General features: G+C 47.6%; 23 protein-coding genes. 10 read left to right on the forward strand and 13 right to left on the reverse strand.

The annotated features are described in order from the left end of the window. Positions 1–39: 39 nt before the first annotated feature. The gene (locus EKG38_RS17135) at positions 40–1,443 is read left to right on the forward strand and encodes a tetrathionate reductase family octaheme c-type cytochrome (protein ID WP_126521442.1); all 1,404 of its coding nucleotides are present in this window, start codon (positions 40–42) and stop codon (positions 1,441–1,443) included. A 270-nt stretch (positions 1,444–1,713) separates the two neighbouring features. Further along, positions 1,714–2,895, forward strand: coding sequence for a putative sulfate/molybdate transporter (locus EKG38_RS17140; RefSeq protein ID WP_126521443.1), 1,182 nt, complete (start codon positions 1,714–1,716; stop codon positions 2,893–2,895). Positions 2,896–3,304: 409 nt separating this feature from the next. Here the strand turns inward: EKG38_RS17140 and EKG38_RS17145 are convergent, their stop codons facing one another. Continuing rightward, positions 3,305–3,658, reverse strand: coding sequence for a YkgJ family cysteine cluster protein (locus EKG38_RS17145; protein WP_126521444.1), 354 nt, complete (start codon positions 3,656–3,658; stop codon positions 3,305–3,307). Positions 3,659–4,624: 966 nt separating this feature from the next. Between EKG38_RS17145 and EKG38_RS17150 the strand changes: the two genes are divergently transcribed. Beyond that, complete coding sequence (locus tag EKG38_RS17150; protein WP_126521445.1) at positions 4,625–4,930, forward strand: panthothenate synthetase; 306 nt, start codon at positions 4,625–4,627, stop codon at positions 4,928–4,930. Positions 4,931–5,263: 333 nt separating this feature from the next. Here EKG38_RS17150 and EKG38_RS17155 read toward each other — a convergent pair whose 3' ends face one another. Beyond that, positions 5,264–6,064 carry a hypothetical protein gene (locus tag EKG38_RS17155; protein WP_126521446.1) on the reverse strand — a complete coding sequence of 267 codons (801 nt, stop codon included), beginning with the start codon at positions 6,062–6,064 and terminating at the stop codon, positions 5,264–5,266. Between the two features lie 749 nt (positions 6,065–6,813). Next, entirely contained in the window at positions 6,814–7,905 is a 1,092-nt protein-coding gene (locus tag EKG38_RS17160) for an alkene reductase (protein ID WP_126521447.1), read from the reverse strand. Between the two features lie 131 nt (positions 7,906–8,036). Between EKG38_RS17160 and EKG38_RS17165 the strand changes: the two genes are divergently transcribed. Beyond that, positions 8,037–8,951 (forward strand): LysR family transcriptional regulator, encoded by a 915-nt coding sequence (locus EKG38_RS17165; RefSeq protein WP_126521448.1) that lies wholly within the window; start codon positions 8,037–8,039, stop codon positions 8,949–8,951. 138 nt (positions 8,952–9,089) lie between these two features. Here the strand turns inward: EKG38_RS17165 and EKG38_RS17170 are convergent, their stop codons facing one another. Then, entirely contained in the window at positions 9,090–9,467 is a 378-nt protein-coding gene (locus tag EKG38_RS17170; protein WP_126521449.1) for a hypothetical protein, read from the reverse strand. A 192-nt stretch (positions 9,468–9,659) separates the two neighbouring features. After that, the gene (locus EKG38_RS17175; RefSeq protein ID WP_126521450.1) at positions 9,660–10,553 is read right to left on the reverse strand and encodes a LysR family transcriptional regulator; all 894 of its coding nucleotides are present in this window, start codon (positions 10,551–10,553) and stop codon (positions 9,660–9,662) included. A gap of 249 nt (positions 10,554–10,802) precedes the next feature. Here EKG38_RS17175 and EKG38_RS17180 point away from each other — a divergent pair, with 249 nt between their 5' ends. Together EKG38_RS17180 and EKG38_RS17185 are read left to right on the forward strand one after the other, a co-directional pair. Next, on the forward strand, positions 10,803–11,540 hold the full coding sequence (locus EKG38_RS17180; RefSeq protein WP_126521451.1) for an SDR family NAD(P)-dependent oxidoreductase: 738 nt from the start codon (positions 10,803–10,805) through the stop codon (positions 11,538–11,540). A 285-nt stretch (positions 11,541–11,825) separates the two neighbouring features. Then, positions 11,826–13,181 carry a hypothetical protein gene (locus tag EKG38_RS17185; protein ID WP_126521452.1) on the forward strand — a complete coding sequence of 452 codons (1,356 nt, stop codon included), beginning with the start codon at positions 11,826–11,828 and terminating at the stop codon, positions 13,179–13,181. 191 nt (positions 13,182–13,372) lie between these two features. Here the strand turns inward: EKG38_RS17185 and EKG38_RS17190 are convergent, their stop codons facing one another. After that, positions 13,373–15,214, reverse strand: a complete 1,842-nt coding sequence (locus tag EKG38_RS17190) for a sensor histidine kinase (protein WP_126521453.1) — start codon at positions 15,212–15,214, stop codon at positions 13,373–13,375. 213 nt (positions 15,215–15,427) lie between these two features. On the opposite strand from EKG38_RS17190, the gene EKG38_RS17195 reads away from it, so the two are divergent. Continuing rightward, positions 15,428–16,057 carry a response regulator transcription factor gene (locus EKG38_RS17195; protein ID WP_126521454.1) on the forward strand — a complete coding sequence of 210 codons (630 nt, stop codon included), beginning with the start codon at positions 15,428–15,430 and terminating at the stop codon, positions 16,055–16,057. Between the two features lie 348 nt (positions 16,058–16,405). On the opposite strand, the gene EKG38_RS17200 is transcribed toward EKG38_RS17195, so the two are convergent. The 4 genes from EKG38_RS17200 to EKG38_RS17215 all read right to left on the reverse strand — a co-directional run bounded on the left by EKG38_RS17200 (position 16,406) and on the right by EKG38_RS17215 (position 20,204). Further along, positions 16,406–17,380, reverse strand: coding sequence for a sensor domain-containing diguanylate cyclase (locus EKG38_RS17200; protein ID WP_126521455.1), 975 nt, complete (start codon positions 17,378–17,380; stop codon positions 16,406–16,408). Between the two features lie 164 nt (positions 17,381–17,544). Further along, the gene (locus tag EKG38_RS17205; RefSeq protein WP_246033205.1) at positions 17,545–18,147 is read right to left on the reverse strand and encodes a response regulator transcription factor; all 603 of its coding nucleotides are present in this window, start codon (positions 18,145–18,147) and stop codon (positions 17,545–17,547) included. 4 nt (positions 18,148–18,151) lie between these two features. Next, positions 18,152–19,402, reverse strand: a complete 1,251-nt coding sequence (locus tag EKG38_RS17210) for a sensor histidine kinase (RefSeq protein WP_126521456.1) — start codon at positions 19,400–19,402, stop codon at positions 18,152–18,154. A gap of 16 nt (positions 19,403–19,418) precedes the next feature. After that, a complete protein-coding gene (locus tag EKG38_RS17215; protein ID WP_126521457.1) occupies positions 19,419–20,204 on the reverse strand; it encodes a hypothetical protein in 786 nt (261 codons plus the stop codon). 127 nt (positions 20,205–20,331) lie between these two features. Between EKG38_RS17215 and EKG38_RS17220 the strand changes: the two genes are divergently transcribed. Continuing rightward, positions 20,332–22,281: an alkaline phosphatase D family protein gene (locus tag EKG38_RS17220; RefSeq protein ID WP_126521458.1), complete on the forward strand. Its 1,950-nt coding sequence runs from the start codon at positions 20,332–20,334 to the stop codon at positions 22,279–22,281. A 62-nt stretch (positions 22,282–22,343) separates the two neighbouring features. Here the strand turns inward: EKG38_RS17220 and EKG38_RS17225 are convergent, their stop codons facing one another. The 3 genes from EKG38_RS17225 to EKG38_RS17235 all read right to left on the reverse strand — a co-directional run bounded on the left by EKG38_RS17225 (position 22,344) and on the right by EKG38_RS17235 (position 25,150). After that, positions 22,344–23,282 (reverse strand): pseudouridine synthase, encoded by a 939-nt coding sequence (locus EKG38_RS17225; RefSeq protein ID WP_126521459.1) that lies wholly within the window; start codon positions 23,280–23,282, stop codon positions 22,344–22,346. Between the two features lie 54 nt (positions 23,283–23,336). Continuing rightward, positions 23,337–23,912 carry an LON peptidase substrate-binding domain-containing protein gene (locus EKG38_RS17230; RefSeq protein ID WP_126521460.1) on the reverse strand — a complete coding sequence of 192 codons (576 nt, stop codon included), beginning with the start codon at positions 23,910–23,912 and terminating at the stop codon, positions 23,337–23,339. Positions 23,913–24,094: 182 nt separating this feature from the next. After that, positions 24,095–25,150 (reverse strand): patatin-like phospholipase domain-containing protein, encoded by a 1,056-nt coding sequence (locus EKG38_RS17235; RefSeq protein WP_126521461.1) that lies wholly within the window; start codon positions 25,148–25,150, stop codon positions 24,095–24,097. A gap of 104 nt (positions 25,151–25,254) precedes the next feature. Here EKG38_RS17235 and EKG38_RS17240 point away from each other — a divergent pair, with 104 nt between their 5' ends. Together EKG38_RS17240 and EKG38_RS17245 are read left to right on the forward strand one after the other, a co-directional pair. Next, complete coding sequence (locus EKG38_RS17240; protein ID WP_126521462.1) at positions 25,255–25,689, forward strand: hypothetical protein; 435 nt, start codon at positions 25,255–25,257, stop codon at positions 25,687–25,689. 121 nt (positions 25,690–25,810) lie between these two features. Beyond that, the gene (locus EKG38_RS17245) at positions 25,811–26,272 is read left to right on the forward strand and encodes a NanQ anomerase/TabA/YiaL family protein (RefSeq protein WP_126521463.1); all 462 of its coding nucleotides are present in this window, start codon (positions 25,811–25,813) and stop codon (positions 26,270–26,272) included. Positions 26,273–26,315: the final 43 nt, after the last annotated feature.

Genomic DNA, 26,315 nt, shown 5'->3' on the forward strand with positions numbered 1-26,315 from the left:
TCAACCCCCCGGCTTCGGCCGGGGTGGGAGAAAAATAATATGAAACACACTCTGATCCCCTTTGCCCTTGCGCTAGCTGGTTTGTCTCTACTCAGCAGCCCAGCGAATGCCGCCAATCAACATAAAGATTATATTGAAGGCCCCTTCACCGAAGGGACTCAAGTGACCCAGCAATGTATCGAATGTCATGAAGATCATGCCAAAGACTTTATGAAGTCATCGCATTGGACCTGGGAACTGGAACAAAAACTTCCAGGCCGTACGGTAAAACGTGGTAAGAAAAACAGTATCAATAACTTCTGTATTGCCATTTCCGGTAACGAACCCAGATGTACCGGTTGCCATGCCGGTTATGGCTGGAAAGACAATAACTTCGACTTTACCGATATGACCAAGGTCGATTGTCTGGTTTGTCACGACACCACTGGCACCTATGTTAAAGATCCCCTTCGTGCCGGGGAAGTATTCGCTAGCGTCAATCTTGAAAAAGTCGCTCAGAACGTCGGCGCACCCGTGCGTGATAACTGCGGTAGCTGCCACTTCTACGGCGGCGGCGGCGATGGTGTCAAGCATGGCGACCTCGATTCCTCGATGGCGTATCCGGACAAGGCCACAGATGTGCATATGGATAGCGATGGCAACGACTTCCAGTGTCAGGCCTGTCACACGACCGAGCAACATCAGATCACGGGTAATGCCATGGGAGTATCACCAGGCGGTCTCGATCATATTGGATGCGAGAACTGTCACGATAATACGCCTCATAAAAACAAGCGCATCAACACCCATACCGCCAGCGTCGCCTGTCAGACCTGTCATATTCCTTTCTTCGCCAAGAACGAGCCAACTAAGGTAAGTTGGGATTGGTCAACTGCAGGCCAGGACAAGGAAGGCACTGTAGATGCGAACGGTAAGCATACCTACAAGAAGAAGAAGGGCAGCTTCGTCTGGGAAAAAATGATAACACCGTCTTATGCTTGGTTTAACGGCAAGGCCGATGCCTATATGCCCGGTGACAAGATGGATCCGACCAAGGTAACCAAGCTGGCCTACCCACTGGGTGATATCAAAGATCCCAAAGCGAAGATCTATCCCTTCAAGGTTCACACCGGCAAGCAGATCTACGACAAGAAGCTGAACATCTTTATCTCACCAAAGACATTTGGTGAAGGTGGTTACTGGACCGAGTTTAACTGGGATCTCGCTGCTAAATTAGGTATGGAAGCCAATGCAACTATGGTTGAGAAGGGACTGAAGTACAGTGGCGAGCATGGCTTTGCCGCAACTGAGATGTGGTGGCGTATCAACCACATGGTCTCTCCTAAAAAGGATGCCCTTAAGTGTAACGACTGCCATAAGAAAGGCACTCGCATGAACTGGCAAGCGCTGGGCTATGAAGGCGACCCGATGAAGAACAAGAAAGGAGAAAAACACGCGAAATAACCAAAGCAATTAGCGTACTCATCCTCCCATGAGTGCACTATCGTCAGCCGACCAGCCCTGCAATTGGTCGGCTGACACCTTATCCCAATTTTTAGACATTAGGCATTAGACATTTTCGGATAAAACATCCCTTACTTTCATGAAAATAGCCCAACTTGTCCCGGCGCTTGTTTAAATAGAGGCATATTACTCCCTTGAATACCCAAAACGAGCTAAAATATTGGCACTATACTTGCGATAAGAGGGAGTTCTTTTCCTACGGCAAGCTATATGACATGTAAAACCACATTCCTTAAAAAATGTGATCAATTCTCCGGTGAGTTCAGTGGCGCTTTCGCCGATCTGGGGACTTTCCTTCCGCTGGTATTGGGCCTGATCGCGCTCAATCACTTTTCGCCTCAGGGCATATTTATGGGCTTTGGACTCTTTGCCCTGTTTACCGCCTTTTACTACAGGCGGCCCATTCCCGTACAACCCATGAAAGTGATTGCCGCCTTAGTGATAGCTCAGGGGCTGACCCCGGGCATGCTACAGGCCAGCGGCATGATGATGGGCGCCATACTCCTGGTGCTGGCATTTAGCGGTGCCATAAACTGGATGGCGAAACAGCTGTCTCCGGCGGTGAGCATAGGTATTCAGCTCGCGATAGGCATTCAGTTGATGTGGATGGGCGCGCAGATGATGAGCCAGACCTGGATTCTGGGTCTGGGCGCATTTACCCTACTATTTTGTAGTCGCTTCCTGCCGCTTCGCTATCTCGCCATGCCGCTGGTCATCATCCTCGGCATGTTATGGCAGTATCACTCGGGCTCGCCCTTAACACCGGAGTCGGCCCTACTCTCCACCCAAGCCTCGATGCAGAGCACGATGCATAGTCAGCAATGGAGCCTGAGCTGGCCAACACTATCTGAGTGGTCATCGGCCGCAGTCCTGCTGGTCTTGCCTCAACTGGCACTCACCCTGACCAATGCCGTTATCGCGACATCGGCCATGGCAAAGGAGAAGTTTCCCGGCGACAAAGAGAAGTTTACCCCCAAACGGCTGGCCACCAGCTCAGGGCTGGCAAACCTGCTGCTAACTCCCTTCGGAGCGACGGCCATGTGCCACGGCGCCGGAGGCTTGGCGGTACAGCATCACTTCGGCGCTCGAGGGATCTGGGCACCGGTCATATTCGGCAGCACCTGTCTGCTTATCGCCTTCAGTTGGGGAGAGAATGTCGCCTGGTTATTGGGCTTAATCCCACTGGCTATCTTAGGCAGCCTGCTCTCCATCGCCGGATTGCAACTAGCCTGGTCGAAGCGTCTGCTCGACGGCAAGCCTTTCTGTATCTTGGTTATCCTCTCCACCGCCGCAATCTGCTTGCTGATCAATACGGCAGCCGGGTTAGCTGTAGGCGTGGTGCTTGAGATGGGACGCCGACACTGGCGGATCTTTTCAGATTTGAAATCTTAAGTTAAGAGTCTCAGATTTAAAAGGTTAAAAATCTGCAGGTTAACCTTTGGGCTTCATTCGTTGTAAACGAGGGGGGGGGGCTTGAAGGTTTAACCTTCATGGTTACTTTCTTAATTTGGCAATTCGCGTGTGACTTCTGTGACACGGCACCCTTTCTATTAACGGAAAGGGTCCCTATAGCTTCGACCGTGACATTTGATGTGAATGGATTCACAAATGCCGTGGTGACATGGAGGTCATAGAGCGGCCATGTCACGGACGGTCACAGCCGCGTTCACACCGAGTTATTGCTCTCTTCGATTTGAGTGCATCTGTAATAGCTAACACGATTTGGGCAGAATAATTGTTAGCACTAAAGTTTATTCTGACCCCACATAACTCACTAAAGTTAAAGCAGGTTATTGATCACTTACACCAATACTTGCCGTGTGTTCGCGATGAAGTGATGGATCTGGCTCTCCGTTTTCGAGTCAATCATCTCTTTTGGTCGACAACTATTTGGGCAAGGCATATTGGGTGTTGTGCCAAACACTCGGCAGATCAGCGGTCGTTCCTCATACACTTCACAACCATTAGGCCCCAGGTGAACGCAGTTCCACTCAGCTAATGCGGCGTCATGTTCAGCGTTAGTTTTCACTGGCAGACGCGATATCTCTTCCGAGGAAGTCGTTACAGGTCCGCAACAGTCGTGACAACCCGGCACACATTCGAACGTCGGAATACGCTCGCGCAGAATCGCGATTATCTCTCGGTTATTGTTCATTGATATCTAATGTTGGTGCATTTCGCGACCATTATAGTTCTATACCTAATGCATTAGAAGTTGGCAATGTCTTTAAGTTTACAGCGTGCAATAACGCCATTGCGTTAAAGGCCTCCCCGGCGGGGGAATGTGTAAGTGCATCCTCGGCTGCACTTACACCGAGTTATTACTGAGTGCATCTGTAATAGCTAACACCAGTTTTGAAACGGATGCTCACAGGAAGCAGTATAAGGGTGAGTCTTAATAAAACCCTGCGAAAACGCTGCTTCCACGAACTTGGCATCATTTAGGTTCCACTAGCCTTGAAAATAAATTCACATGTTAAGCAAGTATATACCCAGCAAACTAGATGCAAGCAGCAGAGCTTGCAAAAACGATAATGCGATAAAATACTGCGGCTTTTCTTCTTGAGTCAAGACTAAGGTACTGATTGAATACTCCTTGGTAAAAAATGACAAAATTAGACTTGCACAGGCATTAACCGCGATACATACAAATACCCCAGTGATCACTTTTAGATCACTCACATATTGCAGTCGGTTTAGTGCATAAAGGATAACTATCAGCGCTATAGAAAAATAAGTGATTGCCCTTCCTACTAACTGTGATTTCTCTCTTCGGCTTCGTATCTCCCTCATTCTTAGTCGACTCCTTCAATAAAGATCATAGCCACCCATAATCAATCAACAACATATCTAGACTATAGCAAGTTATCAAAGCTTTACTTATCTACAAAACCAATTGAACGAGTCAGCGACACACTCAAAACTAGGGACGAGTTTAGCCAGATAAAACTCTTCGATAAAGGTGTATGGACGCCAAAAATACTAAGGTTGTTTTAAATCGTAGAGCGGCCATGCTTGCCCCACTTTTGTGCTTTCCTCACCTCTCTACTAGGCTTTAATCTCCCCCCCCATCTCACTGAACCATCTCGTATGCTAAATATGCAACAAAAGGAGTCATCCGATGAAAATGTTACTCACAGTTCAATTTCCACTTGAGCCTTTTAATTCCCATGTCAGAAACGGTAAAGCTGGCGAGATCATTGCTAGGATCCTGGAAGATATCAAACCTGAGACGGCCTACTTCACCGAGCGGGACGGGAAACGCGGCGGGGTTTTCGTGATAGATCTGCAATCCGCATCCGATGTGCCTCGCTATGCTGAACCCTTTTTCCTCAACTTCGATGCCAGTTGTGAATTTAGCATCCTGATGAGCCCAGAGGATCTAGAGGGTGCAGGACTCGAAGCGCTAGGTAAGAAATGGGGCTAGCTCAGGGTGTCATCGCGACTGTAATGCGAGGACTCAGTGCTTTAACAATTGGCTAGTGAGTCGAAGGCCGCACCTTCTTGTAGCCTGCGGCTCGCGTTTTGTGTAAACACTTCTGTGCCACGGCGCGAGTATATCCCTATAGCCTCTACGACAGCGTCCCTGCTGTCGAAGGTCACAGCCGCGTTCACACCTGAGTATCTATCTCTTCGATTTCAGTGGTTCTGTAATAGCTAACACGATTTTAGTACAACAAGAGTTAAATGAAGCCTGAGCGTCAGCAAAGGAACCTCTGTATAGAGGTGACAATCCCACAGACTTTGTTTGTTATACACATTAAGTACCGATGTACTCACTTAGAACTTTACCTATCCAATCAAAAGCAGAGCTAATAAGTAACAGTGTAAATGCCACGACGATACCGCCGACAAGAGCTTGAGATAACCAATGCAATGTCGACTTACCCTGACGAGAAAACTTAATATTGGGGAATGCGTAGTCTATGTATCTTAATATCTGCTGATTTATAAACCCCCAAGCATTTGAAAATATTAAGAATGAAAAAATAAAGGTTATTACAAATGAATTTTCAAATTTCACAAAAGGTGCGACTTTCAACCCAGCAATAAGGCTAAGAGTAAAACCAGCGGCAACACCTAATACTTGAACCAGAAGTTGACTCCAAGTGTTCCTAACCTTGCCATTGTGGTTACTGAATTTCGTTACGATATCAATTAGACCACAAAACACTGAGTCAACAGCATCCCCGTCATCAGATGAAACCTGAATAAAAGTGTTTTTTGGATCCCTTGAGTCAAGTCTTATCTCGAAGAAGGTCCCATATAGGCGATTGGTTTTAACACTTTCAGTAGAATCAAGAGTAAAGAGCATGCGCTCAACTTCAGTAGCTTGTGAATAGTATTTTTTTACATCTGCATAGTCGACAAGTTTATACCCTCGATTGTCAAACCGAATAATGTAATTCAGCAAGAGTTTTTCATCATCATTAGCGCCCGTAGCAGTAAGCTCCTCATTTGTTGAAAGCTCTCTTTCCTCCAGAAATTCGTTGATAAGATCGAGCATTTGCTCGGTCACAGTTATGTTTTTTAGATTCTGGTCCCTGAGAAACTTAGCCAAACTATCCCCCGTTCCTTATATGTATAACGCTGCATTAAAGAATAAAAAAACATTTCCCCCTCAATCTAAATAAACTGTCGCAGCCTTTGCTGCATTGATATTGCAGAGTTTTTACTTGTCTTATAAATTTGTATAAACATGTCATTATATTAAAGTGAAGTGTCTACTGAATCGGATCAACTACAACTTCTCTGAATCATCGCCTGCATCTATAAGCAAGGCTGCAAATTCTAATATATGTATATCCGACTTGTCCTTTCACTAAAGTACTTCTCCAATTTATATTAAATGATGCCGTAGGCCCCATGTAACTGTGTGCTCTTACTATTTTCTATCGGAGAGAGAAGGAGTTGCTACTCTATCGGTGAGTTTACTTTCCATTATATAGCCATTTGAATTTACTCTCCTTTTTTGGCCACTTCAATAGTCTAACCTGCACAATTCAAAATTATCTGACTAAAAAACAAACCAGATCAAATATCAGGAATTAAAGATATAAGGCTTAATCGAAGAGGTGACTTTCTTGTAAATCAACAAGTGTAGATGCGGCGGTGACCGTCTGTGACAGGGATGTCACAGCCGAGCACACATGGAAGTGCTTGCAGCGTGTCACCGAAGTATCTGCACATACTTCACCGGAGGTGATAGACACCAATGAATGTACGCCTTCAAACACGCTGGCCAATAAAAATAAACCAAAAAGAAAATGAAATCAGCCTTCATTCGAAGGCTGAGAATCAACTCACTAGTCACTGATAGTTAGGGTAATCAATATACCCTGCCGCCCCGCCACCAAACAGGGGGCCTTTATCGAAGGCGGCTAACGGTTTGCCTGCCTGCAAACGATAGGGCAAGTCGGGGTTGGCGATAAATGCGCGGCCAAAGGCCACTAAGTCTGCATAACCTTGGTCGATGATCTCACTGGCACGCTCAACATCGTAACGGCCCGCGACGATAATGGTTCCCTTGAATACTTCTCTTAGCCCGACACGAAATGATTGCGGGATCTGTGGTGCATCATCCCAATCCGCCTCAGACAAATGCATATAGCCAATTCCGAGTTCGCCTAGATGCTTAGCGGCCAATAAGATCGTCTCAACAATTTCGGGGCAGCCCATATCCTTGAACGTCACGAAAGGAGCAAGACGAACTCCCACTTTTCCGACACCAATTTTAGCGCTCACTGCAGCCACGATTTCAAGCAAGAAACGGATACGCTTTTTAGGCGAGCCGCCATAGGCATCGCTTCTGTGGTTCGAGTTAGTTCGCAAGAACTGGTCAATCAAGTAGCCATTGCCACCATGGATCTCCACCCCATCGAAGCCTGCATCGAGGGCGTTTTTCGCCGCCTGTGCAAAGTCAGCCACTACGCGGTCGATATCGGCCTGCGTCATCTCTCTTGGGATCGGGCAATCGAGCATCTGACCTTCGGGGTGTGTTGCATCTACCACCCACACTCGGGTATCAGTGGGCTTAATTGCCGATGGCGCTATCGGAGCTTGACCCTGCTGAAATACCGGATGAGATACGCGGCCGACATGCCAGAGCTGATTAACAATTTTTCCGCCCGCCTGATGTACCGCAGAGGTGACCTTCTGCCAGCCTGCTATCTGCGCCTGAGTATAAACACCGGGGGTGAAGGAGTAACCCTGGCTGTCATCGGAGATCTGTGTGGCCTCAGTGATAATTAAGCCCGTCGATGCACGCTGTGCATAATAGGTTGCCATCATCTCGTTGGGGATATTGCCTGGCTGTGTGGTGCGTGAGCGGGTCATAGGCGCCATCACCATGCGGTTGTTTAACATCAATTCTGACTTTTTATAAGGGGTAAAAAGGCTCATAACAGCTCCTCATGTAGGTTAAAGATGGCAAACTTATGTTGGCCAAGTGTGTTCGATGTAATGAGTGTATTCTTGTTAACTACTTTTGATAATTAGGCTAATATTAAAATCATTTTCAAAAAATATTTGATATGTATCACCTCAACGATCTCCAATTAGCCATACGTATTGCCGATCTACAAAGCGTGTCGGCGGCCGGTCGCGAGCTCGGCATGACTCCGGCCGCAGCCAGTGCGGCTTTGCAGCGACTCGAAAAAAAGCTCGATTGTCTGCTGTTTGCCCGTTCGACCAGAAAAATGAAACTCACCGAAGAGGGTCATCTGTTTATCGAAACGGGCCGCAAAGCACTGCAACTGCTCGACGGTGCCAGCAACGCCTTGGCCGACAATCGGGGTGAACTGAAAGGTGAGATCCGTATTGCCCTCCCCTCCGACTTAGGAAGAAACATCGTCAGGGAGTGGCTGGATGAGTTCGCGCGCAGTGCGCCGGGGATAAAAATAAATCTCTATATTGGCGATCAGATGGCGGATCTTATCGACCAGAATGTCCATCTGGCCTTACGCTATGGACATCTGGAAGACTCTAGTTTAATGAGGCGGCAGCTCGCCATGATGCCTCGTGTAGCGGTGGCATCCCCCGACTATATCGAGCAGCATGGTCTGCCCACTCAACCAAAAGATCTCGCTAACCATGAGATATTGCTCCTCAATCGCGGCGGTGAACCCTGGCACAAATGGCCATTTAGCCATAAGGGGCGTCAATACGAAATCGAAGTCAGAGGGGATAGAAGTTGTAATGATGGTGCCATCATCAAAGACTGGGCGCTGGCAGGTGAAGGCATTGCCTATAAGAGCTGGTTTGATGTCGCCAAAGAGGTCCATTGTGGGCGTTTAAAGGTGTTATTTGGCGATCAACTGGCCGAGAGTATTCCATTGCAACTGGTCTACCTGCAAACGGATTATCCGAGCTATAAGGTCCGAACGGTCATCGACTTTCTCAAACAGAAATCACAAGAATTTGATGAGAGCTATCCACTGTTAACATAAACTATTGTTATATTTTAATTCACTGAGAGGCTTATACTCGATTTACAACGCACAACATGTGATAAATAACCGTAAAGGTACGAGCTTCAATAAATCCACCCAATACCTGAGAAGTAAAAAAGAAAATGTAATCAACCTTCATTCGAAGGCTAAGGAATCACTGTGCATCTTCAGCCAGAATTCTTCCTGACAGCTGTTATAAAACGTTTTCCTGAAAGGCTTGATATCTTGCCCGGCAAAATCGAGCACCTCGTAGCTGATCCAGCACTCTTCGCACTGCAATTCAGATGGAATACTGTCCCGCTCAACCTTATGTCGAACCACGACGCCGTTATCATAGTGGTAGGTGGCCTCGTACTCACTCACCTCGATAACACCGCCGCCCCCCACATCGACACCTGCATCAATATAAGCATCTGATTTGGTTTCTTTATTGACGATATTGACGATATTGACGAGTTCAGTCTCAGATTTTTGGCTGTGAATAGCCTTAATGTAGGTAAACAGAGTGTTCATATTTTTCTTATTGTTATTTATATAAATTAATGACAAAAACAATGTGGATATTCGGGCTCTAGAACACCGAAAATCACCAGAAACAATCTAACCTAATCGGGTATTCCAATCTGTGAAGACTCTCAAGCTTATCCCTTTCGCTTATCGGCAACATTCCCCCTAACAACAAGACAAATAAAGACCCTCACATAATCAAAAGCTAATTCCCCCAGTCAGTTGCGACTGTTGTTTATATATTGCTTCTCGCAAAAAACGCACACATACACGAACACGCTCTGTTGTAATAAGATCTGGATGAGTCAGAATCCAAAAAGGAGAATAATTAGGTTTTGCTTGTTCTGGCAGACGAATCAACCCCAGCTCCTTATCAGCAATAAAACAATATAGCATCGAAAAACCAAGTCCTTCCTTCACAGCCTGGAGGTGGGCGAGTGGGTCATGTATACAATGCTGTACCTTACAGTGACTGTAGGGCGTTTCTCCATGCCACTTAGCCATTGCTTTGTGTGAGCCCCATCCAACCCAACGTGCCGTTGATTCCTTACCAGTAAAACTGTGTGTAGCAATATATTCAGGTGTGGCATAAATTGCACCAGCAAGATCAGGCAGCTGATGTCCAATTAGATGATCATCAGGCATTTTCTGAATACGGAGAGCGATATCTGCATCATTACGACTAAGGTTGGCAAACTCGTATGAAGAGTCGAGTTGAATATCAATATCCGGATAAAGGGCAGCAAACTCTCTAATGCACGGTATCAATAAATGTTGCGCTATATTCGGAGGGGCGGAAATACGGATTAGGCCCGCCAGCGATGTATCACGACCAAAAATTTCTCTCTCTATACTCAGAATCTCAGTTTCTACTCGCTCTGCTCGTTTAACCACCGATTCTCCAACTTCCGTTAAGATAAAACCTTCAGGTTGACGAGTAAAAAGTTTGCTTTCTAATTGTAATTCCATTGCTTGTAACCGTCGTGAAACGGTGGAATGGCTTACCCCCATAATCCTAGATGCAGCCCTGATGGAGCGACCTCGAAAGATTGCCAAAAAGATACGTAAATCATCCCACTCAAAATTTTTCATACTTACTATCTCTATCAATTAAGCAATGATGGTGCAAAAACGGAACAGCAAACCCCAATTTTAGCCAGTTCAAATTCATTTGTGAACACCATATGATTGAGTCCGTAAAAAACAGGGCGACACTCCCTGTTAGGCGAGCGACATAAGGGAGCATAGACACTTTACAGAGACACAGCTTGCCCCCCAAATATTAATTTTAGAAAGCACATATTCCGACTAGCTAAATTGACAATGAAATAAGAGAAACCAATGAAATTATTCGAAGACAAAGTGGTATTAATTACAGGTGGCGGTACAGGAATTGGCAAAGCCACAGCCTCAGCTTTTATCGCGAAAGGTGCAAAAGTGGTCATCACAGGCCGAAGACAATCTGTGCTGGAGAAAACAACACATGAGCTGGGAGAGTTGGCTTATTCAATAGTAGGAGATATCTGTAAAAAGGAAGAGCCTAAACGCATCATTGATGAAGTCATCAGCAAATATGGTCGATTGGATGTTCTGGTAAATAACGCCGGAATGGGGACTATGGGTCCACTATCCGAAACTCGGGACGAAGACATTGAAAATATGTACCGAACAAATGTGTTTGCCCCTCTGGCTCTTATACGCGAAGCAATGACTCACCTTGTTAGCAGCAAGGGAACTGTTGTCAATATTACATCTACCATGTCACATGGCGTAATGCCGGGGTCAGCCGCTTATGCTTCATCAAAAGCGGCCCTAGATCATGCCACAAGACTCCTCGCTGCAGAGTTGGGTCCAAGCAATGTCCGAGTTAATGCTATCGCACCGGGCTTTACTATGACGGATATATCAGCGGGTGTTCAATCGGATGAACAAATGCTAGGAATGATTGTTGCGCAAACCCCTTTGGGCCGTCCAGGTGAGCCCGAAGATATTGCTAATGCAGTTCTATTACTTGCCGACAGCCGCGCCGGATGGATCACAGGACAGATTGTACAAGCCGGCGGAGGACTCATGCTTTAACTCTCCTTTGGATACAAAACACAAACGAACCTCCTACAGTCCCCACACTATATGAGGTAAACAGTCAAAGAGAGAATCCAGCAATCCATTGAAGATAAACTTTAATATTGAGGCAGGCTCAATTAACCGAAGTAAGCTGCACTGACTAAACCGCAAGGCGCCTGATCAAGACCGGCGAAAGAAGACGGGAAGAAGAGCAGCGATAAATAAGTGCAGTAAATCGACGGACGAACCCAAATCGGCAACGGAGTGCCATGCAACTTAACCAAACTCGATGAGGAGTAGATGATGAACTTAACACCCGTAAAACGATCATTACGGATACTGACGCTTGCCGCCACAGTTGCCATGTTGGCAGCCTGCGGTAGTGACGACAACAGCGATACCGACGTGGTCCCGCCTGTGGACGACAACGGTGGTAGCGTTATAGTCCCCCCAGTGGAGGACAGCCCACAAGCGCTCACCTATGTCGGGACAGATACCTGCCTGACTTGCCATTCTGACAAGAAAAGCTTCTTGGAAACCAACCACAACTTCATGCTAAATAAAGTGCTGGAAGGTAAAGCTCCCGACTACGCCTTCGTTGATAGGAGCGACATGTTAGACCTGCTGGAAGGTATTGGAAATGCCGCGGGCACCCCCGCCACTTGGGATGATGTCTCTTATGTTATCGGCGGTACTAAAATAGGGATGAATTTCATTGATAAGCACGGATATAGAATGCAAGGGGAGAAGAGCAGCGTCTTTTTCTCGAATCCACCTATAGCAACCTCAGAGGAAGGAACTGGAGATATCTACTGGTGTGGCAAATGTCACGCTACCGGCTGGAAAGACTACACCTATGAAACCGGTGACAACCGAAACCTGAACCGGCAGGACGATCTGCCAGGAATGGGCGGCACCTTCGCCGCTGGTGGCGTTCAATGTGAAGCCTGTCACGGTAGCGGCAGTGAACATATCAAGTCGCCGTCCAAAACGAATATCACCAGACTTGCCACTGGTCGATCGACCGCCGACCTCCTCGCCGAAGATATGGCTTTCGGTAAACCGGTGGCCTGTGGAGAGTGTCACACCTCGTATACTGAAGGTGCCAAGATGTACCCTAAATTTACCAGCGGATTCAACGCTGAGTTCGGTGGCGACAGTCTGAATGGCCGTGTTCCAGTCCTTCAGGAAAGTCAATCAAATGATAGTGGCCGCATAGCTGGTGATACCCTCAAGGGCCTAGACCCTGATACGGGCATTGGCATAACCAAGAAATCGAACTTCCATTGTTCTGCCTGCCACGATATACATAAGTCTCCTTTCAATAAGGATAAGCCTGGTCACGAAAACGCCGTTAAGGAGTGCAGCGAGTGTCACGCCGGGAAAAAGTTCGCTGATGTGGGTGGTATGAGCCAAGGTGCACATGAGTTCTTCACAGAGTGTAAAGATTGCCATATGCCAGGATTGAATCATACGTTTAAAATAGATTTGTCGCACCCATCTGACGATCCTTATTACTTTGGCGATGCCCGCGACGCCAATAATAAGCCTGTTTGGAAACAGCCTTTCAATTCAGCAGCCGACAGTTGTAAGAAGTGCCATCCGGATGACTATGACGACAGAGCCGCGAGGGTACCTTCTATCCATGAAAAGTAATCGCTGAATTGTTTTTTGAACCTTAGCTAAAATGCCGGCTAATCGATTTAGCCGACATTTTTATCTGCTCGCCTGATATGCCCTTGCGTGGTAACGCTGCTACCAGAGTCATCATCAGTCAAATTTCAGAAGTGACAGACGCTTAGTCCCTCAACAAAAAGCCTAACCACCATTGAGGCCTCAATGGCCTCTTAATTGTCAGAGGCTTTTGGTAACACTATCTTGACCACACAGCCCTGTAACCAGGGAAGGTTTGGTACATGTGCCAGCTCACTACAATTTTGAATGGTAAACTGCCCCCCATGATGAGAGATCACATCCTTACAGATAGCTAAGCCTAGCCCTAACCCATCTCGTTTGGTGGAGCAAAATGACACCATTAACTCCTGAGGCGACTTCTGTAGCCCTGGACCATTATCGAATAACTGTATCTGAACCGATTCAGGGTCATAATTCACGCTGATATAGATCTTTTTATCTTTATTACTATTGCCTTTAACGCTCCCATCGAAGGCATCTAAGCTATTTTTGATGATATTGGCAACCACCTGGCTCACACCGACCTCATCGCCTTTGAGGTTAAAGGGAGTGCCCCGAGTGCTGATTTCCGCTTGCACCGAGTGCCGCTTAAACTCGGCTGAAAATAGCACCAATGAGTTATTCATCACCAGATCCAGGCTGAACAGCTCATCCGAGGTTTCACGCCGCTTCAACAGGCCTCTTATTCTATGAACCACGGCCCCTGCACGTATCGACTGAGCATTAATTTTCCCCAATATTTCATAGGTTTCGGCGTCCGCTCTTCCCGAGTTATTGAGGTGCATCATGCCCCCTTCACTGTACTGAGTGATGGCCGCTATGGGTTGATTCAGCTCATGAGCGAGTCCGGAACCTATCTCCCCTAAAATGGCAGTACTCTGCAGGCGCTCCAGCTGCAGGGCTTTATCCTGTAGCTGTCTCTCGGTATCGATAAGAAACTCACTCTTCTGCCTGAACTTGTACTCCAGCCAGAGGTGATAAACCGTCGAAATAAGGAAGAGTAACAGCAGCGCACCTCCCCACTCCTTATTTTTTTCCATCCATTTCAAGACAGTTTGATAAAGTGGCGGTGGCGGAGTTTTCAGCTGTAACTCTTTAAATAGTTTGATCACTTTTAGCTGGCTGACGGGGGCGGTCCACCCCATAGTTTTTGCGCTAATCGCGGCTTCGTCATCGGGCTCTAAGTCATACAGCGCCTGGGTTATTGCCCGTGTTATCTGAGTCGGCACCGTCTCGGCAGCGGCAAATGACCAATTGGGATAGAGTTGGGTACTGACCAGACAGTCGTACCCTTTGGGCAAGGTGGGGTGAATAACCCGAAAGTCCTCTTTCTTTACCAAGCCACTGTCTATCATCTCCTCGAGGGTACAGAAAGGCGTGATCGCCGCCTCGACGGTTTTATCCCTTACCTGATAGACGATGGGTTCCAGTGGGAAACCTAAGAAACGCAGATCGCCAAAGTATTGCTCCGGAGAGTAGCCCATCTTATGCAACAAGCCGACGGCAGCTTGATAGCCGCCCAACGCCTGAGGACCGCTGGCTACGATACTCTTACCTCTGAGATCGTTAAGGGTATAGATATCACTGTCGGCACGAACGATAATCGTCGCGCCGATGGCAAACGTGGTGCCTTGATGCTTACGGCTCTTCATCGTCGCCAACCAAGAGAGGGGAAAGTTGCTGCTCAGGTTAAAATATTGACCCGGGTTGGTGATCATAAACTGAATATCGTGATTGAGCATCTGTTGGCTCATATCTTCAAAGCCTAAAGGCACGACCTCGAAATTTGCTCCCGGTACTCTTTCGGACAGATAGTCCATCATAGGCTGCCAGCGCAGCTTGCCCTGCATAACACCATGGTTGGCCAGTACACCGACCCGCAAATGACGCTCAGGAAGACGCATGTCAGTGTTGAGCAGACTCGCCTCTTCATCGGAGTGAGCTAAGGCTGCATTTGATATAAGCATTACTATGATGAAGAGTACCGCAGGCATAACTCAATCCACTGAAACTGTCTTTATCGTACTAAGTTAGACGAACCCTTGTTAAAAAGCTGTGAGTGGAGACCGATTCATCACAGGTACTTGGTAGTTATACGCCTATAAAAGTTGTTTTAGTGATCTGACTCATCATACCTATCTCAAACCCTTTGAGATCAAGCGGACATCCGATTATTCTAATTTGAGATCCCAACGAATGAGCCCCGTATGCCGAACACACTGCCGCTTTATCTCGTCGATGATGATGTCGCAATTTTAGACTCGCTCAGCTTTATGCTCGGCCAGTTCGGCTATCACATCACGGCGTTTAATAATGGTGATGACTTTCTCAATACTGTCCCCTTAGATCGGGCTGCTTGCGTCATACTCGATAGCCGAATGCCGGAAGTCAGCGGGCAGGAGGTCCAGCAAAAGCTACTCGAAATAGACAGCCCACTGGGCATCATTTTTCTCACCGGACATGGGGATATGCCCATGGCGGTCGATGCCTTTCGAAAGGGAGCCTGTGACTTTTTCCAAAAACCCGTTTCGGGAAAAGCCTTGAGTTGTGCAATCGACAAGGCGATGCTCTACAGCCATAGAACCTTCGAGGCTCAGTCTCTCAAACGGAAATTGTCTACCCTATCGGAACGAGAGCAAGAGGTACTGAATCTGCTCACTAAAGGGATGACCAATAAGCAGATATCGGAGGCGCTATTCCTCTCTTTGAGGACCATAGAGGTTCACCGAGCGAAAGTGATGAAGAAGCTTGAGGTACACAACATGGCCGAACTGGCCAAATATTCACAGATGAGTTCCGCTGAAGATCTGGATGAGATCTTAGGCCCACCGAGCTAAACCTCCTGGCTAGCCCCTCTGCAACCAACTTTTCCTGAGACAGTTTTTCCTGAGACAGCTTTTCCTGAGCCAGTTTGCCTGCGACACCTTGTCGCAGTTTGCACATAAACCTTTGTCAGATATTGATTTTAACGGCACAATTCTAAACTGACACTTGTGCTTATTTACTCGACGATTCACTTCAGTTCCAGACGATTTCTTTCGCAGTCAACTGCCTAAGCGATGAGAGCAATTTATATATGAATCGATTGAAGCCTGTCACCGAATATTAAAATTTAGGGAAACATCCACTGCACTACCCTCCCCGAGCGACTCCTCCGTCCCCGGGGATTTTTTTGCCTAAATCGACTAAGCCCGGCCTCGCTTACGGAGCAGCATATTTTTATCTGCGGCCTCAAGCTGAGCCTCAAAATCTGTGGTTAACTCAAGCTTTGCACCACCGATAGAAGCAGAGAAGATGGGCAAGGTAAAATCATCGCCTTGGCGGCTAAACCCATCGAGAATACGACTGCGTATGGCATCCATATCATTGTCATCATCGATCACGATAAGAGCCACAAACTCGTCTCCCCCCATCCTCCCGATCACATCGGACTGACGCACACACGCTTTCAATACCCGGGCAATATGCTGTAACACCAGGTCGCCGACACTATGACCATGCTCATCGTTAATCAACTTAAAGTCATCGACATCCAGATAGAGCAGCCCCAGTTGACTCTCGGTGCGCTTCGCCAGCTTTATGCGCTGCTCCGCCAGCACGAGAAAACCTCGTCTGTTATTGATCCCGCTTAACGGATCGGTAATGGCCAGCTTCTGCATCTGCTCATAGAGGCCCAGCATAGCCAAGTCAGCTTCGAGAATATCTTTCAGATGATGTATCAGTTCAATGTAAGTATCTTTGTAGTCTGTCTCTTCATAATCCATCACACAAAATGTACCGAAGACCTCTCCGTCGGGCCAAAATACCGGAACGCCCAGATAGGAGGTGAAACCATCATCGCGCACCTCCGGGTTGGTATCCCAACACACGTCAATCGATGCATTAGAGACATAAAGTTCTGTACGCGTCTCGACAATTTTACGGCAAAATATATTCGCATCGGGTTCAATGACCACACCGGCGGGATAGGGGTTAGAGTCTTGCTCACTGGCGATGGTGACTTGAAAACCACTGGGGGTGTACTGCACGAGAAATCCGGCCGGCGCATCAAAAAGCTTGGCTAATAAATTAATCGTTTTTTGCCACTTCTCGATAGAGATAAGATCATGAGGGGTATCGAGTAAAAAACGATCTGTTTCAAACTCTGCATTCTTTGTCATCAAGAACTCCTGTGGCAAATAATGTACAACAGATACATCTTATAACAGATCAACCAAAACTCTTAACTTTTAACCTACAGGCCATATATTCCGGGTTGTTGAACGGGTCGTTGCCGACACATTGCCCTTGTTTGCATTAAGAGTTACATCCAGTTTTTTGAACTTTACGCCCTATGATCAAGCGCTGGCTTCTTCAGTAGTTTTCGTTGCAGCGTTCTCCGGTGCATTCCCAGCTGACGAGCGGTTGCCGACACATTGCCCTTGTTCGCATTCAACACCTGCTGAATATGCTCCCACTCGACACGCTTTGGGTTCAGTGGCACCTCATCTACACTCTTAACATCCATGTCCGCGGGAGCCGCATTCAATGCCCTAAGCAGAGTTTGCGTATCTACCGGCTTCGCCAGGTAGTTATCGGCGCCCATTCTGATAGCTTCGACGGCGGTGGCAATACTTGCGTAACCGGTCAACAGCACCATAGTGACATCAGGCAAACTCTTACGCAGCGGCTCAATCAAGGACAAACCGTTGTCTTCGTCTAGTTTCATATCCAACAGGATATGGCTGGGTTGAAATTGCCGCGCAAGCAGCAAACCTTGTGTCACATCATGGGCTTGCTGACACTCGAATCCCTGCCGTGTTAAGCGCCTCGCCAATACCCCGCCCAGAGCCAGATCGTCTTCGATGATCAACAGCTTTTTCGACTTAGATAGCGAGCAGGCTTGTTGCTTAGTTTTTGACTTAGCTTGTGAATGAGTTAGTGACATAGTTTTAGCTTCCCTCCACAGGTAAAGTTACTTCTGCGACGGCACCACCATCCACATGTGTACCCAAAATCAATTTCCCGCCCAGACGCTCAAAACTGGCATGACTAAGCATCAACGCTATTCCCATCCCCGTTGGACTGTCCACCAGCTTATGCCCCAATTGAGACAACAGACGCTTAGGGATCCCAACACCGTAATCACGCACCCGAAGACGAATACAGGGATAAACATCATCAAGAATTATCTCAATTTTGACTCTCTGCTCCTGCAGGTGTTCATTGCTGGCACGAGCGGCATTTTCGACTAAAGAGAGTAGAGCAGGCAACAAGCTGGTATCGGTTTGCACTAAGGTGTGGCTGGCCTCCTCATCCAACTCCAACTCAAGTTTTAATTGAGGCATAAGCAGTGTGACCTGCTGCCTTAACATAGCGATAAGCTCGCCCACCTCAACCTCTACCCGTTTATGCTCGCGAATAGATTCGGTCGCACACCTGAGCTCTGTCAGAGTCTGTTCACAGCGAAACAGGGCGGTATCCATCTCCTTAACCGCTGGCGAGTTATGCCCTAGCTCTTCGTCCACCTCCTCAACCAGCAGACGTAAACTGGACAGCGGAGTGGCCAGCTGATGCGCCATTTGAGCCGACGCGGTGCCTAACGCCAACAGCTTCTCCTGCCGTAACTGAGCTTCACGCATATAGGCCAGTTCAGAGTCTTGCCGCCTCATCCGTTTGGAGATAAACGCGACACTGGTGGTCAGCACCAGTGATGATATGACGAAGTTAAACCACATACCTAAGTAATGTGAACTCATATCCATGCCGTGGTGTTGCATCTGTTCCTGGGGGACAAAGTAGAGCATCAGGCTATAAGCAAATGTCGAGATAAGGGTCAGAGACCAGGGTGCCCAGCGAGGCAGTATCACGGCCGCTATCGCGATAGGCAGCAGTAACAACGAGATAAACGCATTGGTGGCCCCGCCGGTAAAATAGAGCCAGGTGATCCAAAATGCGGTATCGAGCAGCAGCGCGATGAACAGGCCCGAGTCTTTCGACTGTAGCGGATGGCGTATCGAGAAGGTGACCCCGAGATAGATGGTTTCAAGCAGCAGGGCATAATTAAGTGCCGGACTATACAGGGAGAGCCCGAAAGTTTCCGCCGCGGTAAATGTCAGTCCGAGCTTGAGCAATAGACTCAAGATACGCAAGAAAGCCAGCTGATCCGACGGTCTCAAGTTAGGAAGTAAACTGTGGGGCATACGTTAGGTCTCTGTGTCAGTTTTCTGAAAAAATCCTGGGAGCCGATGAACTCACCTTACCCAGCATCCAATGGATCTCATACCGGCTTTTTTCACCGGCATTAAAGACCTCTTCCTTAGTAGATAAATCCCTATCCCTTAGCTGATGAACTTTGCAGCCTGACTCGCATACCCAGGCAGTACCACCGGTCTGAAGTAAATTAACACTCACCACGGCCTCGCCTGACTCCTTGATGTAAGCTCCCATATTCTTCGAAGCTAAGTCCCATGAGTTACCATGCTTAATTTTATTATGCCGGTTCCCGGTTAAAGCAATAATCAAATTATGTTCTGAAATACTCTCAATAATCTTTTTAGACATATCGAGATCTCTCTGTTCATCCTCGGATTCAAAAAACAGAAGATCCAGGGCATCGGCCTTAACTAACTCGTTAAGTTTCATAAGCAAGTCATACATGGCAAGGCTCGTCTTACCATCATGTTGGGTCCTCCAGACTTCGGAGTTTTGAATACTGGACTCGAGGTGCTTCGCATCTCCATCCATGATGATCTGCCCCTCTGAGAGCTCGATTCCAACCACGAGTCGCCGTTCTTGATTTTTTAGCGCATTACAGATTATCTGATAAAATTTTTCCGGAGACTCACGGGTTCCGTGCATCTCCCCAACCAAAATAATATTATTTTTACTGTCCTTGATAACACTGTCTATTTGAGAGGGAAGTGCATCGCAAGCGTATAGGTTAACTGGTGAGCCTATAACGGCTGCAAGAATCAGTAATAACACTCTTTTTACGGAAATCATTCGTTAAACTCCATTTCAATGAATTTTGATCCAATCCAATTGGATACTATAGCGATTAAGCTTTTCAAACCATAGTGACTTGTTTAGTCTGTGAGCTATCCGGGATGGTTTAAAAAAGAGATAAAAAATGCCAGAGGCGCAACTACCACTTGTCATAGCGGGGCCCACTCTTCGCCACTGCGACTCAGATAACTTTACCCTATGGTATGTCAGTCGTGAGCCTATGAATGAGTTATCGCTGACTCTGGCTCTGAAGCACCACAGTGAAACATCAGCACTCGTCTTTAAAGAGTCACTGAGCACCAATCAGGTGCACGCCCTCAGACTTGGAGAGCATGCCTGGCAATATATTATCCATGTCAACCGGGCTCAGCTTCTGCCAGCTAATGAAGCGATAAGTTACCGACTCGACGACAGTCAACATGGGGCCATCTTTGCTGAAATAGAAGCGCTCAATTACCCGGAAAATGCCACACCTGAATTTGTCATCAAACCTGACATAGATACTATGCTACACGGTTCGTGCCGTAATGCTCACCACCATAGCGGCGATGCCTTAGTCGCCGCCGACACCAGGTTGCAGCAGAACCTGAGTGTAGAGGCCAGACCCGCACTCATGATGCTCAGCGGCGATCAGGTCTATGTCGATGACGTCGCCGGCCCTATGATCTACGCCATCGGTGAGGTCATAAAACTACTGGGGTTACCGCAGGAGAAATTTGACCATGCAGCCCTGCCGGGGAGTGAGTCGATAAGCTACCATCCCGCGGCGCTCTACCGCAGGCATAAGAACTTACTTCCCAGAACCCAGTACCCGGCTAAGACCCCCATTACTCATTGGTATAAGAACCACCCCATATTTACCTCTTCCATCGCCGAAAATCATCTGGTCAGTTTGGGGGAAGTTATCGCGTTCTATCTGCTCAGCTGGTCACCCGAGCTATGGGAAAAGATCGATATTCCCAAAGAGGTGGTGGGTTTATCGGCGGCGAACACTAAACGATGGGGGCGGGAGTGGATACATCTGCTGGAGTTTAAGTCCGGCCTGGCTCAGGTCAGGCGGCTTATGGCACATCTGCCCACCTATATGATCTTCGATGATCACGATATTACCGATGACTGGAACCTCACCGCTAAATGGGAGGAGGCAGCCTATGGCCATGCCTTCTCTAAACGCATTATAGGTAATGCGCTGATTGGTTATGCCATTTTTCAGGGAATAGGCAATGCCCCCGCCAAATTTACGCCTGAAATAGCTCCCCTGCTGAATGACTTTTTTACAGCGCAAGATGAAACCAAACATGACCAGCTGATCGATACCTTGCTCAGATTCGAACACTGGCACTACACCCTGAACACCTCCCCTAAACTGGTGGTGCTCGATACCCGTACCAATCGCTGGCGTAGCGAGTCTAACCTTGCCAAGCCGTCGGGCCTGATGGACTGGGAGGCCTTAATGGAGCTTCAACAGGAGTTGGTGGGTCAGAGTAAGGTCATCATCGTCTCGGCGGCCCCCATGTTTGGGGTAAAACTGATAGAGACGATGCAGAGAACGGCAACAATGCTGGGGGGATCCTTGTTAATCGATGCCGAGAACTGGATGGCGCACCCGGGAACGGCCAATACTCTGTTGAGTATCTTTCAACACAGAAAGACCCCGGAGCAGTTTGTCATCCTCTCAGGCGATGTGCACTACTCCTTCAGCTACGATATCCATATTCGCTTCAGAAAAGGCGGCCCGCAGATCTACCAGATCACCTGCAGCGGTATTAAGAATCAGTTTCCGGAAAAGTTACTGCCCATTTTCGATAAACTCAATGGCTGGCTTTATGGCCACTTCTCGCCGCTAAACTTTTTTACCAAGCGTAAGCGGATGAATATTCGTGGTCGTCGCCCCAATGGCGAACGCAGCAGGCGATTAGTGAACAGGAGTGGTATCGGTCTGGTCAGATTCGGGCCCAACGGTGCCCCCACTCAAATCAGCGTACTCCATGCGGATATGACAGAGACACACTTCAACAAACCGAGTCGAAAGCACCGGGACTCTCAAGTACAAGCTGAGGAGTCGAGCCGATAAACTGCGACAAAGAGCATTAAACCAGAGCGCTTAATTTACCGGTTGCTGTGATGGCTTACCTTCTATGACTCAACATCATCTAAGCCATCATTTAAGCCATCACACTCGATATCGAACTCGATCCCCGTCACCGGGTCCTTGAACTTAAGCCTTTTCGCGAGCAACTTTAACGGCCGCTCGTAATCATCCTCGGCCTTCGGCTGAAGCACGGGGTAACATCGATCGTTGAGTATCGACATCCCCAGACTCTGCATATGCACTCTGAGTTGATGTGTACGCCCGGTTATCGGTGACAACTTGAACACGCCGATTTCGCCTCGCATCTCGATAAGAGTGATCTCAGAATGGGTATTAGCCTCCCCCTCTACCACTTTCATGGTGAAGCTGGGCTCTCCCTTAACCATACGGTTTTTTACCGTCCAATGAACAGGAAACGTTAACTCTCCGGCACTGTGTTGAGCCAAAATCTCAGGCGTCAATTTAGCTAAGGCCTGATACTCCTTGAGGATCTCACCATGCTTAAACAGGTCATGGTATTGCTGACGGTGCTCTGGATAAAGACAGAGCAGCACCAGACCCGCCGTCGCCCTATCGAGTCTATGGGCCGGCACTATGGTCTCTATGCCATTTTTAATCCGTAATCGATTGACTAAACACTCATTGATCACATTGCCGCTGGGGTGAAGCGCTAAGAAGTGAGGCTTAAAGGCGATAATTATCTGCCCATCCCGGTACAAGACCTCTTCATCGAAGGGGATAACGGCTTCGGCTTCAACCTCCCGGTAGTAATACACTCGGGCTCTGGGTCTGAAGGGAGTATCGAGTTCGATAAGTGCACCATCTTGCCAATGCACCTTGCCATCTAAAATACGATCTCGCCACACCTGTGGCTCAATCTGTGGGAAACGCTCAATCAGAAAGCTAAACACACAGGGTTTATCGGTAACACTCTCAGGAAGCACTACATAGGAGGCTTGCGTTGCACGGACTGTAGAAGACATAAATAGATTCAGACAGGAGACACGGCCCCATTTTAACAGATCGGCAAGAAGATTTTAGTCCACGTGAGACTTAATAAGATCGAGCACAAAATCCATGGTCTTATGGCAGTTAGGTTGATTCATCAGCACCTGCTTGTCTTTGTTGTAGAGAGGCAGTACTTCCAACCAACGTTGACTAACCCAGGATGCATCCTCGAGATGGATGTTGGCATATAAGCCACTCAGCTCAGGATTAACCTCATAAAACTGCTCTAATGCGGCACTGATCAACTCAAACTCACCCTGAATAGGCTCTTGGTCCCAATTACTGGAGCGAAGCGTTCTCGCAATCCATGCACCATCCTTACGCTTGGCCGCAGATAAGATTTTTACCCTCTGTTTCCCCTCGAGCACTATGCTGAGTGAATTATCCTGGAGCTGATTGAAATCTATGATTTCACATTGAGTGGCATTGGGGTAACAAGGGGGTAGGCCATTAGCCTTGAACATACCAAATGCCAGGGGATATTTGCCTTTCAGCACATCGGCCACGACATGCAGATAGCTAGGGTCGACCATCCTGATCTCAATTCTTCCATCGGGTAAAAGCAAGGCATCACGTGTGATTAACGCCATCTCCTGTGTTTGCATAGTATCCCCCGTCGGTCACCGCCGATGAGCTGCTGCCCAAGACCCTATAAAGATCTGTAAGGCAATAATATTAAAGTGTAGCAGTTGCAAAATTTACTGCTTAGCGAACTGTTCAGGCTCGATACGACTACATAATATTAGACAGGATAGAGTGGGGGTTTGTTTCAAATAGTCGCGCGACGCTACAAATATTCAAGGTGCTCCATAATAGTCTCTTTCGCTAACACATCGGCCAACTCCTCGGCTAAAACCCCGCTCATAACGACAGACTCCTGCCAATATCGTATTCTCTCGCCGCTCTCCATGCGCTTAAAATCCCCCCGGTCGGGTAATTTACCATGAGGAAGAGAGTCAAGGTACGCTTGGGTTGGCGCGATGATCAGCGCATTATGATAATTACGCTTTGCCTTACGCCAGGGCAGAGACTTATCGAACCAACCAGGGGTAAGGCTGGGATAAAAGTGCGGATAGAGGGTCAACCCCTCAGCATGGGACAGTGGCAAGTCGAAATGATAATCGGTGATCCCACCATCATAGTAATGCCCCTTAGGCGCCCCGGAAATATCCGTCACCGGCGCTAAGACCCAAGGAATGGATCCGGTTGCCAACAGGACTCGAGCGATATTTTTCTCCGTCAGACTCACTTGCTGGCTCGGAAGATCGTCGAGCCGATTAAAGGGAGACCCCCTGTCTTGTGTACTAAAAACGAAGCGCTCAAAGTGCAAGCCTAAGCTTTTTCGACTCACCAGATTCGTTGCCGCAGTCGTCGCCAATCCAAGCCCTAATGAGAGTCGACCCGGTAGGCGATTAAGGTGTCTGCCCCGGCAGGCAAGCAGGTGTGTCTTAATCACCTTGTTATCGACAATATCTTGCCCGGCAGCTTGACCTAAAAGGCCGGTGATAATGCCTGTGACCTGCTCTGAAACCTGTACAGGTGTTGGCTTCACATCATAACGCTGGCCAATATAGAGTTGCTCTAATCGGTCATAAGCAGCCAGCGGTTCATCCTGACCCAGGCAAGCTAACCGCCACGCCCCCGAAGATGCCCCCAGGGTATGCAGCGGTGTCTTACGCTCTTTAAAAAACTCTCCAAACAGGTACCTGTCCAGCCCGGCAATACCTATCCATTTGGGACCACCCGATGCGGCCAGAAGTTGAGTAAACAACTCAGGCTTCAGACCATTTTCTGCGATCTGTTTGTATGCTGTCGGTCCGGCAAGAAAACGTAAAGCTGGCAAGTTAATGACCCCTATTTGAAAGAAAAAGAACAAAAGTTAACTTTTTAAAATAACACCTATACTATAGCCTTACCAAAGGACAGTCTTGATAAGGAATATCAAAGATGGAAAATACCCAGATTCGCCCCTTCAGAAAGCTGAGCTTCTTCATCGCTTTCATTTCAACCAGTTATATCTTGTTTATTATGAAAATAAGCGTTTTTGACTCAGGTTGGGATCTGCTGGTACCCCTGCTGTTTATCTGTACTTGTGTCTGGTGGATCTATTTTATCTGGCAGCAAAAAATAGCGTTTACCCATGACTCAGTCGAATTTTGTAAGCTCTCAATGGAAAGTGACTGGGGACCCGCCAAGGACCTTATCGTCAAGTATGATGAGATTAACTCTGTACGCCTACTCGGGGACCAACTGTTTATCCATGCTACAAAAGGGAAGATTAGCTTTCCTCTCAAACCAAAATCTAAGATCACTCAACAGTTAAAAACCGCCTTCGAGCAACACAATATTCCTTTTGAGATCAAATCCTGTCTGAACTCCTGAGCGACACGATTGCAAGCCCTTAATACTCTTATACCGATTGGTATTAAGCAAAACAGGGCTTGATCGAAACAGCATGAGCGCTACACTCATGCCATAAGCAGCCAATAAATCTGAGCACACTATGATTGTCGATACTTTAAGTAATTTAGACCTTTACTCACACATCAGCCCGAGAATAGCTGCGGCTTTAACCCACTTGGCTGAGACAGACTTCACCCGCCTCGAGGTTGGAAGCTACGAACTCGATGGCAAGAACCTATTCGTTATCGTCAATGATTATGAAACTAAGCCTAAGGAAGTGGAGCCTTTTGAGGTTCATGAGCACTATATCGATGTCCAGTATGTGGTTAGCGGTGAAGAGGAGTTTGGCTTTCTGCCATTAGCCGATCAGAGCCCCTCAATGGCATATAACGCAGAACATGACTACGCCGAGTTCGATTATGAAACCAATAAACATGAGGCGGCATTTATCCCGCTGAAAGCCGGGATGTTTGCGATATTCTTCCCGGATGATATGCACATGCCTGGCACAAGTGCGACTCCAAAGAGAGTACGTAAAGTAGTCATCAAGGTTAAGGTTTGATTCTGCAATTGAACTAAGCCTGACGAGCTTATTCTAATAGTCT

This window comes from Shewanella canadensis, assembly GCF_003966225.1.
In the GTDB taxonomy this organism is placed as follows: domain Bacteria; phylum Pseudomonadota; class Gammaproteobacteria; order Enterobacterales; family Shewanellaceae; genus Shewanella; species Shewanella canadensis.

Bases quoted from the DNA above. Each gene is read 5' to 3' on its own strand.
- EKG38_RS17160 (WP_126521447.1), bottom strand. From the start codon at position 7,905: ATGAGCCTTTTTACCCCTTATAAAAAGTCAGAATTGATGTTAAACAAC.
- EKG38_RS17195 (WP_126521454.1), top strand. From the start codon at position 15,428: ATGCCGAACACACTGCCGCTTTATCTCGTCGATGATGATGTCGCAATT.
- EKG38_RS17215 (WP_126521457.1), bottom strand. From the start codon at position 20,204: ATGATTTCCGTAAAAAGAGTGTTATTACTGATTCTTGCAGCCGTTATA.
- EKG38_RS17190 (WP_126521453.1), bottom strand. From the start codon at position 15,214: ATGCCTGCGGTACTCTTCATCATAGTAATGCTTATATCAAATGCAGCC.
- EKG38_RS17230 (WP_126521460.1), bottom strand. From the start codon at position 23,912: ATGCAAACACAGGAGATGGCGTTAATCACACGTGATGCCTTGCTTTTA.
- EKG38_RS17165 (WP_126521448.1), top strand. From the start codon at position 8,037: ATGTATCACCTCAACGATCTCCAATTAGCCATACGTATTGCCGATCTA.
- EKG38_RS17135 (WP_126521442.1), top strand. From the start codon at position 40: ATGAAACACACTCTGATCCCCTTTGCCCTTGCGCTAGCTGGTTTGTCT.
- EKG38_RS17205 (WP_246033205.1), bottom strand. From the start codon at position 18,147: ATGTCACTAACTCATTCACAAGCTAAGTCAAAAACTAAGCAACAAGCC.
- EKG38_RS17200 (WP_126521455.1), bottom strand. From the start codon at position 17,380: ATGACAAAGAATGCAGAGTTTGAAACAGATCGTTTTTTACTCGATACC.
- EKG38_RS17175 (WP_126521450.1), bottom strand. From the start codon at position 10,553: ATGAAAAATTTTGAGTGGGATGATTTACGTATCTTTTTGGCAATCTTT.
- EKG38_RS17220 (WP_126521458.1), top strand. From the start codon at position 20,332: ATGCCAGAGGCGCAACTACCACTTGTCATAGCGGGGCCCACTCTTCGC.
- EKG38_RS17150 (WP_126521445.1), top strand. From the start codon at position 4,625: ATGAAAATGTTACTCACAGTTCAATTTCCACTTGAGCCTTTTAATTCC.
- EKG38_RS17225 (WP_126521459.1), bottom strand. From the start codon at position 23,282: ATGTCTTCTACAGTCCGTGCAACGCAAGCCTCCTATGTAGTGCTTCCT.
- EKG38_RS17140 (WP_126521443.1), top strand. From the start codon at position 1,714: ATGACATGTAAAACCACATTCCTTAAAAAATGTGATCAATTCTCCGGT.
- EKG38_RS17185 (WP_126521452.1), top strand. From the start codon at position 11,826: ATGATGAACTTAACACCCGTAAAACGATCATTACGGATACTGACGCTT.
- EKG38_RS17180 (WP_126521451.1), top strand. From the start codon at position 10,803: ATGAAATTATTCGAAGACAAAGTGGTATTAATTACAGGTGGCGGTACA.
- EKG38_RS17145 (WP_126521444.1), bottom strand. From the start codon at position 3,658: ATGAACAATAACCGAGAGATAATCGCGATTCTGCGCGAGCGTATTCCG.
- EKG38_RS17240 (WP_126521462.1), top strand. From the start codon at position 25,255: ATGGAAAATACCCAGATTCGCCCCTTCAGAAAGCTGAGCTTCTTCATC.
- EKG38_RS17170 (WP_126521449.1), bottom strand. From the start codon at position 9,467: ATGAACACTCTGTTTACCTACATTAAGGCTATTCACAGCCAAAAATCT.
- EKG38_RS17210 (WP_126521456.1), bottom strand. From the start codon at position 19,402: ATGCCCCACAGTTTACTTCCTAACTTGAGACCGTCGGATCAGCTGGCT.
- EKG38_RS17245 (WP_126521463.1), top strand. From the start codon at position 25,811: ATGATTGTCGATACTTTAAGTAATTTAGACCTTTACTCACACATCAGC.